This window comes from Bradyrhizobium roseum (assembly GCF_030413175.1).
GTDB lineage: Bacteria > Pseudomonadota > Alphaproteobacteria > Rhizobiales > Xanthobacteraceae > Bradyrhizobium > Bradyrhizobium roseum.
On record NZ_CP129212.1, the window covers coordinates 2,436,417 to 2,449,645 of the forward strand.

The 13,229-nt window shown below is 63.9% G+C and carries 9 protein-coding genes; 5 read left to right on the top strand and 4 right to left on the bottom strand.

Annotated elements, in window-relative coordinates:
- The first annotated feature begins 176 nt into the window (after positions 1-176).
- Together QUH67_RS11570 and QUH67_RS11575 are read left to right on the top strand one after the other, a co-directional pair.
- On the top strand, positions 177-1,391 hold the full coding sequence (locus QUH67_RS11570) for an efflux RND transporter periplasmic adaptor subunit (protein ID WP_300946811.1): 1,215 nt from the start codon (positions 177-179) through the stop codon (positions 1,389-1,391).
- Positions 1,392-4,559, top strand: coding sequence for an efflux RND transporter permease subunit (locus tag QUH67_RS11575; RefSeq protein ID WP_300946812.1), 3,168 nt, complete (start codon positions 1,392-1,394; stop codon positions 4,557-4,559).
- Between the two features lie 218 nt (positions 4,560-4,777).
- Here the strand turns inward: QUH67_RS11575 and QUH67_RS11580 are convergent, their stop codons facing one another.
- Both QUH67_RS11580 and QUH67_RS11585 read right to left on the bottom strand, forming a co-directional pair.
- Positions 4,778-5,206, bottom strand: coding sequence for a GlcG/HbpS family heme-binding protein (locus QUH67_RS11580; protein WP_300946813.1), 429 nt, complete (start codon positions 5,204-5,206; stop codon positions 4,778-4,780).
- A 10-nt stretch (positions 5,207-5,216) separates the two neighbouring features.
- Positions 5,217-8,210 carry an FAD-binding and (Fe-S)-binding domain-containing protein gene (locus QUH67_RS11585; protein WP_300946814.1) on the bottom strand — a complete coding sequence of 998 codons (2,994 nt, stop codon included), beginning with the start codon at positions 8,208-8,210 and terminating at the stop codon, positions 5,217-5,219.
- Positions 8,211-8,411: 201 nt separating this feature from the next.
- On the opposite strand from QUH67_RS11585, the gene QUH67_RS11590 reads away from it, so the two are divergent.
- Both QUH67_RS11590 and QUH67_RS11595 read left to right on the top strand, forming a co-directional pair.
- Positions 8,412-9,611, top strand: a complete 1,200-nt coding sequence (locus tag QUH67_RS11590; protein WP_300946815.1) for a pyridoxal-phosphate-dependent aminotransferase family protein — start codon at positions 8,412-8,414, stop codon at positions 9,609-9,611.
- A 36-nt stretch (positions 9,612-9,647) separates the two neighbouring features.
- On the top strand, positions 9,648-10,445 hold the full coding sequence (locus QUH67_RS11595; protein WP_300946816.1) for an enoyl-CoA hydratase/isomerase family protein: 798 nt from the start codon (positions 9,648-9,650) through the stop codon (positions 10,443-10,445).
- Between the two features lie 35 nt (positions 10,446-10,480).
- Here QUH67_RS11595 and QUH67_RS11600 read toward each other — a convergent pair whose 3' ends face one another.
- Positions 10,481-10,810 (bottom strand): hypothetical protein, encoded by a 330-nt coding sequence (locus QUH67_RS11600; protein WP_300946817.1) that lies wholly within the window; start codon positions 10,808-10,810, stop codon positions 10,481-10,483.
- Between the two features lie 697 nt (positions 10,811-11,507).
- Between QUH67_RS11600 and QUH67_RS11605 the strand changes: the two genes are divergently transcribed.
- Positions 11,508-12,485, top strand: a complete 978-nt coding sequence (locus QUH67_RS11605) for a Bug family tripartite tricarboxylate transporter substrate binding protein (protein ID WP_407080455.1) — start codon at positions 11,508-11,510, stop codon at positions 12,483-12,485.
- Between the two features lie 5 nt (positions 12,486-12,490).
- Here QUH67_RS11605 and QUH67_RS11610 read toward each other — a convergent pair whose 3' ends face one another.
- Positions 12,491-13,141: a class II aldolase/adducin family protein gene (locus QUH67_RS11610; protein ID WP_300946819.1), complete on the bottom strand. Its 651-nt coding sequence runs from the start codon at positions 13,139-13,141 to the stop codon at positions 12,491-12,493.
- Between the last annotated feature and the right edge of the window lie 88 nt (positions 13,142-13,229).

A 13,229-nucleotide genomic window follows, 5' to 3' on the forward strand; every position in this document is an offset into this window, starting at 1 on the left:
GGGCACCGCGGCATAGGCTGGGTCACCTTTCGCGCAATAGTGTTGGAACCGAAGCGGGCAGTTCAGGTTGCTTGCTATAACGCGCGTGCCTCCCGCGTACGCTGTCCCGCCGCGCGCGCATTTCCGTTTGTTCGCTGGTCAGGTCGGGTCCGGTAGCCTGAAGGTCGTTGGTGCATATGAAATCAGCCGGTTATGTTCTTGCCCTGATCGTTGCACTTGCCCTCGCTGCCGCAACCTATTTCCATTTCGGTGAGCCGCAACAAGTCGCCCAAAAGACCGCAGCCCCGCCGATCGATGTCGGGGTGATCACGTTGCGTCGGGCAGACGTGCCCTTGCCGCTGACAAATGCCGGACGCGTTGCGGGATTTCGCAATGTCGAGGTGCGGGCGCAAGTCGGCGGCATTATCCTGAAGCGGGAATTCGTCGAAGGCGCCACCGTGAAGCAGGGCGACGTGCTGTTCCGGATTGATCCGCGCAGCTACCAAGCGGCCCTCGATCGTGCCGATGCGCAGGCGTTGCAGGCGCGCGCGACACTGGTGCAGGCCGAAGAAAACTTCGCGCGTGTCGAGCAATTGTCGCAGCGGCAGGTCGCCACGGTCAAGCAGCTCGAGGACGCCCGTGCCGCGCGCGATCTCGCCCGCGCCGCGCTGCAAAGCGCACAGGCCGACATCGAGACCGCCAAACTCAATATCGAATTCACCACGGTGACGGCGCCGGTGTCCGGGCCAACCAGCCTGGCATCGCCGCCGGAAGGCGCGCTGGCGCAGGCGCAGCAGACCGTGCTGACCACAATAACCCAGCTCGATCCTGCCTATGTGAATTTCTCGCTCAGCGAATCCGAATTCTTGCAGCTGCGCGGCATCAACCGGGCGCGCGACCAGCCGCTGAAGCGCTCCGATATCGACGTGATGCTGCAACTCGGCAATGGGTCGATCTATCCGGTAGAAGGCCAGATCAACGAGGCGGCCTCGGTTGTTGATCCGCGCACCGGAACGCTGCAGATCCGCGTGATCTTTCCCAATCCCGACGGCGCGCTGCTGCCGAACCAGTTCGTCCGGGTGAGGCTGAGCGGCGTGGTGCTCCAGGGCGTGGTCGTGGTGCCCGAACAGGCGGTGTCGCAGGGTCCGCAGGGCGCCTTTGTTTACGTGATGAATGCTGGCGGCGATGGCGTGATGTCGCGGCCGATCAAGCTCGACCGCAAGGTCGAGGGCGGCTGGGCGGTGAAGGAGGGCCTCGACGACGGCGAGAAACTCGTGGTCGACGGCTTGCTGCGGATACATCCCGGCGCGAAGGTGAATCCGGTGCCCGCAAAGCCCGGCGGCGAAGCCAATGGAACGGCCCGGGCGGAAGCCGAATCGGCGGCGGCCGCTCCGTCCCGTCGGGCCGAGTAAATGTTCTCGCGCTTTTTCATCGATCGGCCAGTGTTCTCCGCCGTCATCTCGATCGGCATTGTCCTCGTCGGACTGATCGCGATGCGCGTGTTGCCGGTTGCGCAGTATCCGGCGATCATTCCGCCGGAGGTCCGGATCAGCGCCAACTATCCCGGAGCCTCCGCCGAGACCATCGCGGAGACGGTGGCCGCTCCACTCGAACAGCAGATCAACGGCGTCGAGAACATGCTCTATATGCGCTCGACCTCGACAGGTTCGGGCACGATGTCGATCTCGGTGACCTTTGCGATCGGTACCGATCCGGATCAGAACACGATCAACGTCAACAACCGGGTGCAGCGCGCCACCCCGCTGCTGCCGGCCGAAGTGGCGCGGCAAGGCGTCGTGGTGCAGAAACGTTCAAGCGACATCCTCCAGGTGCTGACGATGTCGTCACCGGGCGAACGCCACGATACCATCTTCATTGGTAACTATGCGCTGATCAACATCATCGATGAATTGCGCCGCACACCCGGCGTCGGCGATGCGTCGCTGTTTGGCGCTTCCGACTATTCGATGCGGATCTGGCTGCGTCCCGACAAGCTGGCCCAGTTCAACCTGACGCCGGGCGACATCGCCGCGGCGATCCGCGAGCAGAACGCCCAGTTCGCCGCCGGCCGGTTCGGCGAGGAGCCGCAGAAGGATCCCAACGCCTTCACCTATTCGGTGACGACCCAAGGGCGGTTCGCCGATCCGCGCGAATTCGAAAACATCATCATTCGCTCCGATGAATTCGGCGGCGCACTGCGCGTCAAGGATGTTGCCCGTGTCGAGCTTGGCGCCTTGAATTACGGCTTTGCGGCAACCTATAACGGCGCGCCGACAGTGCCGATTGGTGTCTATCTGCAGCCCGGAGCCAACGCGCTGGAGGTCTCGGCCAACGTCCTGGCGACGATGGACAGGCTGCAGGCCCGTTTCCCGGAGGGGCTTGAATATCGCAATCCGTTCAACACCACACGCTTCGTCGAGGCGTCGATTGAGCGGGTGATCAGAACCTTCGTCGAGGCGATCATTCTGGTCGTCGCGGTGGTTTTCCTGTTCATGCAGAATTTGCGGGCAACACTGATCCCGGTGATCGCGGTGCCAGTGTCGTTGATCGGCACCTTCGCCGGGATGCACGCGCTAGGCTTCTCGATCAATCTGCTGACGCTGTTCGGGCTGGTGCTGTCGATCGGCATCGTCGTCGATGACGCCATCGTCGTGCTGGAGAACATCGAGCGCATCATGCGCACCGAGAAGAAATCGCCGCGCGACGCCTCGATCAAGGCGATGAACGAAGTCAGCGGGCCGGTGGTGGCGACCTCGCTGTCGCTGTGCGCGGTATTCATTCCGGTCTCCTTTCTCGGCGGGCTCGCCGGCGAACTTTATCGGCAGTTCGCGGTGACCATCGCGGTGTCGGTGGTGATTTCCAGTATCGTGGCGCTCACCCTGACGCCGGCTCTGGCGACCCTGATCCTCAAGCCGCAGCACCAGGAGCCGGCGCGGCCGTTCCGGATATTCAACCGCTGGTTCGACTGGTTGACCGACAAATACGGCGCCGTGGTCGCGTTTTTCATGCGGCGGGTGCTGACGTCGCTGGCCGTCTTCGGGGTGATGATCGCCATCACGGCCGCGCTGTTCAACACCGTGCCGGGCAGTCTGGTCCCGGAGGAGGACCAGGGTCGCGTGCTGATGGTGACCTCGCTGCCGCCGGCCGCGTCGCTCAGCCGGACTCGCGAGATCGCGGATATCACCGCGAACGCCATCAAGGAAATGCCCGAAGTACTGGGCGTGGTGACCATGTCAGGCTTCGACGTGCTGTCGAGCGCGCAGAAAACCAATGCCGGGGTCTCGTTCATCACCCTGAAAGACTGGGCGGAGCGCACCGCGCCGGGCTCGGATGCGCGGCAGTTCGCCCCGACGCTGAGCCGGCTCAATGGCAAGTTTCGCGACGGTGTCGTCGTTGGATTCAATCCGCCCGCGATCCAGGGCATCAGCACCACCGGCGGCTTCGAACTGTATTTGCAGAACCGCACCGGCGTGTCGTTGCAGGAACTGTCGGACGCCGCCAACCGTGTGGTCGCAGCGGCCGCCACCCGCCCGGAACTGGCCGGCGTACGCTCGCAATTCTCTACCTCGGTCCCGCAGTATCGGATCGAGGTCGATCGCGACAAGGCAAAGACGCTGGGGGTGCCGATCAACAGCATTTTCGAGACCATGCAGAGCGGCTTCGGCAGCCTCTACGTCAACGATTTCACGTTGTTTGGGCGCACCTACCGCGTCAGCCTGTCGTCGGAATCCGAGTTCCGCAGCGAACCGGGCGACCTGCGATTCATCTACGCCCGCTCGGAATCCGGCGCGATGATCCCGCTGGACGCGTTGGTCGCGGCGAAGCGGGTGCTCGGCCCGGATGCCGTCGATCGCTTCAACATTTTCCCGTCAGCGAAGATTCTCGGCAGCCCGGCGCCCGGATTTTCCTCGGGGCAGTCGCTAGCCGCGATGCGGGAGGTGGTTACCAATACGCTGGGCTCGGGCTATTCGATCGGCTGGACCGGTTCGGCCTATCAGGAAATCTCCACCGCGGGCACCGGCTATCAGGGATTCCTGTTCGGCCTGCTCATGGTGTTCTTGATCCTGGCGGCGCAATACGAGCGCTGGTCGCTGCCACTGGCGGTGCTGACGGCCGTGCCATTCGCGCTGTTCGGTGCCATCGTCGCGATCTGGCTGCGTGGTCTGGAGAACGACATCTACTTCCAGATCGGGCTGGTGACGCTGATCGGCCTGTCCGCCAAGAATGCGATCCTCATCGTGGAGTTCGCGGCGCGGCGGCACCGCGAGGGGCTGCCGGTGGTCGATGCCGCGCTGGAGGCCGCGCGACTGCGGTTCCGGCCCATTATCATGACGTCGCTGACCTTTATACTCGGTGTGATGCCGCTGGCGATCGCGAGCGGCGCCGGTTCCGCCAGCCAGCACTCGATCGGCACCGGCGTGGTCGGCGGCATGATCGCCGCCACCGTACTCGCCATTGTCTTCGTACCGCTGTTCTTCCGGCTGCTGACCTGGAGCAAGCCGAAGGCAGAACTGGTTGCGCAACCACCGGCGCCTGTCTTCCCAAGCTCTGCAGGAACCACGCGGACGCCACCGAATTAGCTGCGAGGCGTCATCCCGCGCAAACTATACCGGCCGGAGACGTTACTTTCGCCGCCGCATTGGCAGTTGTTGTTTGCGCCCGAACAGCAAGGAAATGCGATGCCGTGCGTAGATGTCCCCACCGCCGGGCAATGGGCCAGTGGCAGCGAGCCTGCGCTACCGGATCTGAGACCCGGCGTGTGCTGACCGCCGGGTCCACTTCGCTGGACAACGCAGATCTAGCCCGCACTAGCCTTCAGTCCCGCCGCCTCGATCCCCGCGACGGCGCAGATCTCGTCATTGTCGGAGGTGTCGCCGCTGACGCCGACCGCGCCGAGCAGGCCGCCATCGCCCTGGATCAGCACGCCGCCGGGCACCGGCACCAGCCGTCCCTGCGCCATCGTGTTCACCGCGCTGACGAAATAGGCCTGCTCCTGCGCGCGCTGGAACAAGGCCCGCGATCCCATGCCCATCGCGAGTGCGCCATAGGCCTTGCCGTGCGCGATCTCGGCCCGCATCAGGCTGGTGCCGTCCTGCGCCGCGGTGACCTTCACACAGCCGCGGGCATCCAGAATGGTGATGACCAGCGGCTTCAATTTCTTCTCCACGCCCGTGGCTAGCGCGGCATCGAGAATCTTGCGGGCGATGTCGAGGGTGAGTTCAGCCATGATGGTTTCCTTATGTGACAGGTGAGCGGTTTGAATTCGTTGTTGTGCGGTCGAGGCTCATCGCCAGCACGCGCGCGACGTGAAGGGCGGGACGTTCGCTGCCGTCCTTGATCTGGTGCCGGCAGGAGGTGCCGTCGGCCACGATCAGCGTGGTCGCATCAGCGCGGCGCACGGCCGGCAGCAGCGACAGTTCGGCCATTTCCATCGACGCCTGATAGGTGTCGGCGCCGTAGCCGAACGCGCCGGCCATGCCGCAGCAACTGGATTCGATGGTCTCGATGTCGAGCCCGGGAACGAGGCGCAGCACCTTCTCGACCGGCTTGAACGCCCCGAACGATTTCTGGTGACAGTGGCCGTGAACCAGCGCCTTGCCCGGCATGGCGCCGAGCGGCAGCTTCAGGCGGCCGGCCTCCGCCTCGCGCACCAGAAACTCCTCGAACAGCAAGGCGTGGGCGCTGACGCTTCTGGCCTCGTCGTCCGAACGCAGCGAGAGCATTTCGTCGCGCAGCGTCAGCAGACAGCTCGGCTCGAGCCCCACGATCGGCACGCCACGCGCCGCGAATGGCCCGTATGTCGTGACCAGACGGTCCAGTTCGCTCCGCGCCTGCGCGACGAGGCCTGCGGAGAGGAATGTCCGCCCGCAGCACAGCGGACGGCCGCTGTCCGCCGGGCGCGGGATATGGACGCGGTAGCCACCTTCGACCAATACCCGCAGGGCGGCGTCGAGGTTTTCGCGCTCATAGACGCGGTTGAACGTATCGGCGAACAGCACGACCTCATGGCCATCCGCGGGACCGAACACCTCGGCGTCGGCCTTGAACACATCGCGGCGAAAGGCGGGCAAAGCGCGCTTGGCGCTGATGCCGGCGAATTTCTCCAACAGCGCGCGTAAAAACCGACTGTTATTGCGCCAGTTGGCGAGCGGGGCAACGCGGGAGGCAAGATTCGCATAGCGCGGCAGGTAGCCCACCAGCCGATCGCGCAGCGAAAGGCCATGCTTCTCCGCACGGGCGGCCAGCACCTCGATCTTCATCCTGGCCATGTCGACGCCGGTGGGGCATTCATGGCGGCAGGCCTTGCAGGAGACGCAGAGTTTGAGCGTGTCCATCATCTCATCCGAGGCCAGCGCGTCCGGCCCCAGCTGGCCGGATATCGCCAGCCGCAGCGTGTTGGCGCGGCCCCGCGTGACGTCCTTTTCGTTGCGGGTCGCGCGATAGGACGGGCACATCACGCCGCCCTCGAGCTTGCGGCAGGCGCCGTTGTTGTTGCACATCTCGACCGCGCCCTGAAAGCCGCCGCCAGCGCCGGGATAGGCCGACCAGTCGAGCACGGTCTTCAACTCGCCGATGCGGTAATCCGGCCGATAGCGAAACAGCGAGCGGTCGTCCATTTTCGGCGGATCGACGATCTTGCCGGGGTTGAGCAGGTTGTCCGGATCGAAGCGGCGTTTGACCTCGCGGAAATCGGCGACGATGCGCGTGCCGAACATCGCCTCGTGAAATTCGGAGCGAACCAGCCCGTCGCCATGCTCGCCGGAGTGCGAGCCCTTGTATTCGCGCACCATCTCGAAGGTTTCTTCGGCGATGGCGCGCATCGCCTTGACGTCCTTTTCGAGCTTCAGATTGAGCACCGGGCGCACGTGCAGGCAGCCTTCCGAGGCATGCGCATACATGGTGCCGCGGGTGCCGTGTTTGGCGAACACGGCGTTGAGCCGCTCGGTGTAATCGGCGAGATGCGGCAGCGGCACCGCGCAGTCCTCGACAAAGGAGACCGGCTTGCCCTCCTGCTTCATCGACATCATGATGTTGAGGCCGGAAGTTCGAAAATCCGCAATCGCCGTCTGCCTCGCGGGTTCGACGACGTCGACCACGCCGCCCCATTTGCGCGGCGGCTGGTTCCAGCCGAAACCGAGGTCCGACATCAGTTCGGAAAGCCGCTTCAGCTTTTGAAGATTGTCCGCCTGGTCCGCTTCCGCAAATTCCACGATCAGCAGCGCATCCGGATCGCCGCGCACGGTCGATTCGATCACCGGCCTGAACATCGCGATATCGCGGCCGAGCGCGATCATGGTGCGGTCGACCAGTTCGACCGCGATCGGCCGCAGCTTCACCAGATGCTGCGCCGCATCCATCGCTTCGTAAAAGCTGCCGAAATGACAGACGCCGAGCACCTTGTTGCGGATAACCGGCCACAGCTTGAGTTCGACCTGTGTGGTGAAGGCCAGCGTTCCCTCGGAGCCGACCAGCAGATGCGCGAGGTTGTTCGGCGCATTGCGCGGCACCAGCGCATCGAGATTATAGCCGCCGACACGGCGCTGCACCTTTGGAAACCGCTGCGATATTTCGGCGGCCTCGCGCTTGCCGAGGTCGAGCATGTCCCGGAACAGCGCAAGCCCGCTCTGGGGCGAATTCACCTGCGCCAGATCGCACGGCACCTCGCCGAAATGCAGCAGCGAACCGTCGGCCAGCGCCGCGTCCATCGACAGCGTGTTGTCGCGCATGGTGCCATAGCGCAGCGAACGGCCGCCGCAAGAATTGTTGCCGGCCATGCCGCCGATGGTGGCGCGCGAGGCGGTGGAGACGTCGACCGGAAACCACAGCCCGTGCTTTTTGAGCTGGCGGTTGAGGTCGTCGAGCACGATGCCCGGCTCGACCACGCAGGTCCGGCCTTCGACATCGAGCGAGAGCAGGCGGTTCAGGTGTTTGGAGAAATCGACGACCAATCCCTCGTTGACCGTCTGGCCGCATTGCGAGGTCCCGCCGCCGCGCGGCGTGACGATCAGGCCTTCGTCTTTGGCGATCGAAAGCACCCGCAGCGCCTCGTCCATGGTCCGGGGAACCACCACGCCAAGGGGGACGATCTGGTAGAACGAGGCGTCGGTCGCGTAGCGGCCGCGGTTGAAGGCGTCGAAGAAAACATCGCCCGTGGTCTCCCGGGCGAGGCGCGCGGCGAGCCGGCTGTTTTCGGCCGAATTTTGTGATTTTTCGGCCCTCGGTGCCGCCATTATCCAGCTCTCTTGAATGTCCAGCCGTGTCTTGCCTGCCGGTATCCGGCTTGGCAAGGCGAAGCCTGCTTCTTATGCATTGACGGCCCTCGCCGGGCGGGGGACAAGCCGGACAAATAGTGATATTCGAGCGGCTCGCGAAGCCAAGACGCCACAAGCCAAGACCAGGCCAAGACAAGCTCAAGACCGGGAAGGACGCCCATGACCGTGCATACTGGAAGGCATTTTCTGCAGATTCCGGGACCGACCAACGTGCCGGACCGGGTGCTGCGCGCCATGGACATGCCGACCATGGACCATCGCGGTCCGGAATTCGCCGAGATCGGCCACGCCGTGCTGGCGGCCATGCAGCGGGTGTTTCGCACCAAGCAGCCGGTGATCATCTACCCGTCGTCCGGTACCGGCGCCTGGGAGGCCGCCCTCGTCAACACGTTGCAGCCCGGCGACAAGGTGCTGATGGCGGAGACTGGCCAGTTCGCCGTGCTGTGGCGCGGCATCGCCGAGAAGTTCAAGCTCGATGTCGATTTCCTGCCGGGCGACTGGCGTCATGGTGCCGACCTCGAGCAGATCGAGGCAAAACTGTCGGCCGACAAGGCGCACAAGATCAAGGCCGTCTGCGTGGTCCACAACGAGACCTCGACCGGCTGCGTCACCCATCCGCAGGATGTCCGCAAGCTTCTCGACCGGGTCAACCATCCCGCGCTGCTGATGGTCGACACCATCTCCGGTCTTGGATCGCTGGAATATGAGCACGATGCCTGGGGCATCGACGTGTCGGTCGCCGGATCGCAGAAGGGCCTGATGTTGCCGCCGGGTCTCGGCTTCAATGCCGTCTCGGAAAAGGCGCTGGCCGTCGCGAAGGCGAACCCTGCCATGCGCTCTTATTGGGACTGGCAGGAAGTCATCGCCATCAACAAGGCGGGCACCTGGCCCTACACGCCGGCGACGAACCTGCTGTTCGGCCTGCGCGAGGCGGTCAAGATGCTTGAGGAAGAAGGGCTGGAGAACGTCTTCGCCCGCCACAAGCGCCACAGCGCCGCGACGCGTGCGGCCGCCAAGGTGTGGGGCCTCGAAACGCAGTGCCAGGAGCAGGGCGCACACTCGCCCGCGCTGACCGGCGTCGTCATGCCGGAAGGGCATGACGCCGACAATTTCCGCAAGGTCGTGCTGGAAAACTTCGACATGTCGCTCGGCACCGGCCTCAACAAGATCAAGGGCAAGGTGTTCCGGATCGGCCATATCGGCCACTTCAACGATCTGATGATGATGGGCACGCTGTCGGGCGTCGAGATGGGTCTCGATCTCGCCAAGGTGCCGCATCGCGGCGGTGGCGTGCTGGCGGCAATGGAAGTGCTCAAGGGACGTGAACCGCAGGCGATGCCGAAGGCCGCCGTCGCCTGAGATCGTCTGACCGAAACAACAACAGAGAGAGCTGCGATGAACGCACCGGTAGCTGCGACCGAAGACCTGATCTATTCCGTCGAGGACGGCATTGCCCGGCTGACGTTCAACCGGCCGCAGGCGCGTAATGCGCTGACCTTTGCCATGTACGAGCAGATGGCCGCGATCTGCGAGACCGTCAACAACGATCGCTCGATCAAGGCGATGATCCTGACCGGCGCCGGCGACAAGGCGTTCGCCTCGGGCACCGACATCTCGCAGTTCCGCGCCTTCAAGACCGCGCAGGATGCGCTAGACTACGAAGCGCGCATCGATCGCGTGCTCGGCGCGCTGGAATCGTGCCGGGTACCGGTCATCGCGGCGATTGCCGGCGCCTGCACCGGCGGCGGGGCGGGTATTGCTGCCTGCTGCGACATCCGTATCGGCACGGAGTCCACGCGGATCGGATTTCCGATCGCACGGACGCTGGGCAATTGCCTGTCGATGTCGAACATCTCGCGTCTGGTTTCGCTGGTCGGCCCGGCGCGGACCAAGGACCTGATCTTCAAGGCGCGGCTGGTCGAGGCGCCGGAAGCGCTGGCGCTAGGCCTGCTCAACGAGGTGGTGCCTGACGTGGAGACCCTGCAGCGACGCGCCGACGAAACCGCCAAACTCGTTGCCGGCCATGCGCCGATCACGCTCGAAGTCACCAAGGAAGCGGTGCGCCGCATTCGTCGGACGCTGTCGCGCGACGAGGGCGAAGACCTGATCCTGCGCGCCTACATGAGCGACGATTTCCGCGAGGGGATGGACGCGTTCCTCAACAAGCGCCCGCCGAACTTCAAGGGCAAGTAGTCCGAACATCCAGGCCAGTCTACGCTTGCCGTTGGCTATGGCCTGGCGGCTTTCCTTGCCAACTCCATACCTAGATCGAGGGCCGCGATACCGATGCGATCCGAAGGAGTAGCCAGGCAGCGTTGATCCATCCAGCTAACAATCGCATCAAAGTCGCCGCCGCCAACGATGTCCCGCTCGCCGCTGATGTTCAGGCCGCTGATAAATCCAACCAGCCAGGATTCGAAGCTACCTTTGACGACCGCGTTCTTTTTTCGATTGGTCCACGCCGTACAGCTTTGAGAGCCGGCGCCGATGATTGACGAACCGGCGTCCGCGATGGTGGACAGACAAATCAGCACCAGACCAATCGCGAACGCTTTCATGCCGCCTCCAGGCGCGGTCATCTCTGATCGCGACGCATAATGACGGCTACGGTTTCTTGAGACAAAGGCCGATCGCCGGGCTTGTACCGCACTTTGCGCCGTCGGGTGCGCCGCCGGAGGGACAAAATACCGACACCAGGATTTCACTGGCTTCGCAACTGACCGGTCCATCGGCCTGGACGGACCTGACGACGGTTCCGGCCGCCCCCGGATCGCCCTTTGCACCGGGCGCTCCCTGCGGTCCCTGAGGCCCCTGCGGGCCCTGCTGCCCTTGGGCCCCTTGCTGACCCTGTGGCCCAGGCACACCCTGCAGGCCTTGCGCTCCCTGCGGACCCGCGGGACCTTGAGCGCCGGTTTCCCCCTTCGGCCCTGGATCTCTCCCGCAGCCAGCAAGCATCACCGCCGTGCCCAATGCGACGGCCACCAAAAGCGCTCTCATTCCCGTTTCTCCTCTTCGTTGCCTCACGTGCACATTAAAGGGGGGACACCCGCAGGCAAGCAACTGAAAAGCCGGTCGCCCGAAGCCACCCTTCATTTTCTTCAGTTTCGCATCAGTGCTATCTAGTGCGAAGGTTATAGGCCTTGGGTTGCAACGCAGCTTGAACTGGGGCCGGATCGCCCGCAAAATGCAGCAACAGGCCTGATCTGATTTTATCCAGGCCCTACAATATACATAGGGATGAAACGCGTGGGACAGATGCTGAAGGCTGCGGCCGCCTTGACGGCCATGATCGCAACCGCTCCGGCGCTGGCCGCCTGGGAGCCTACCAAGCCGGTCGAAATCGTGGTTGCCGCCGGCGCGGGCGGCGCGTCCGACCAGATGGCGCGCATGATGCAAGCCGCCATCCAGAAGAATAATCTGATGAAGCAGCCTATGGTGGTGTCGCTGAAGGGCGGGGCCTCGGGCGCCGAGGCGCTGATGTACATGAAATCCAGCGACGGCGACGCCAACAAGGTGCTGATCGCCTATTCGCTGATCTACATGCTGCCGCTGTCGGCCAAGATCCCGTTCAACTGGCGTGAGCTGACGCCGGTGTCGGTCGTTGCGATGGATCAATTCGTGCTGTGGGACAACGCCGATGGGCCGAAGACGGTGAAGGACTTCATCGCCGCCGCCAAGGCCGCAGGCTCGCCGTTCAAGATGGGCGGCACCGGCTCCAAGCGCGAGGACCATGTACTCACGGTGTTCATGGAACAGAAGACCGGCGCGAAATTCTCTTATCTGCCGTACAAGTCCGGCGGCGAGGCGGCGACGCAACTGGTCGGCAAGCACACCGAAGCCAACGTCAATAACCCGTCCGAAAATCTCGAGGTCTGGCGCGCTGGTCAGGTGCGCGCGCTCTGCGTGTTCGACAAGGAGCGCATTTCCTACAAGACCAAGGTCACGGAGACGCAATCCTGGAACGACATACCGACCTGTAAGGAGGAGGGACTCGACGTCCAGTACCTGATGCTGCGCGCGATGTTCCTGCCCGGCAAGGTGACGCCGGAACAGCAGGCGTTCTATGTCGACCTGTTCCAGAAGGTGACGCAGACGACGGAATACAAGGACTACATGGAGAAGCAGGCGCTGAAGCCGATTTTCCTTACCGGCAAGGACATGCTGAAATTCCTGGAAGAGGACGACAAGCTCAACGCCGCGTTGATGAACGAGGCGGGCTTCGTCGCGAAATAACGTCTTCACTCGTCCGCGTGGCCATACCCGGCCATGCGGACGCGGACTTTCTCGATTTCCTCCTTTGGCAGCAATGGCGGCGTGCCGATCTGCAGGCAGCCGTGATATTGCCGCGCCAGCGCTTCCACCTCGACGGCGAGCCACATCGCCTTGGCGAGCGACGGTCCCGCTGCAATCATGCCGTGATGCGCCAGCAGGCACGCCAGCCGTCCCTCCAGCGCGCGAACGGCGTGCTCGGAAAGCTCCTGGGTGCCGAAGGTTGCATAGGGCGCGCAGCGGATGCTGTCGCCCCCGGCGACGGCGACCATGTAGTGCACCGGCGGAATTTCCATGCCCATGATCGCCAGCATGGTCGAGTAGGGCGGATGCGCGTGCACGATCGCGTTCACCTCCGGCCGGGCCTTGAGGATGTCGCGGTGAAACCGCCATTCGCTCGACGGCCGCTGGGCGGGATCGTGGTTGCCGTCGAGATGCATGTAGACGATCTGCTCGGGCTTCATCGCCTCGTAGGGCGTGCTGGTCGGCGTGATCAGCATGCCGTCGCCATGGCGCAGGCTGATATTGCCTGACGTGCCCTGGTTGATGCCCGATGCGTTCATGCGCAGGCAGGCATCGATGATCGATTGACGTTTTTCCCGGTCCCTGGAAGCAGGCATGCCAAACCCTCTTGAAGCCGGCTGACAATGCTTGATTATGGCGCCGCAGTATAGTCGAACATGCTGGTAAGGAAGCCGAGTTGGGAGA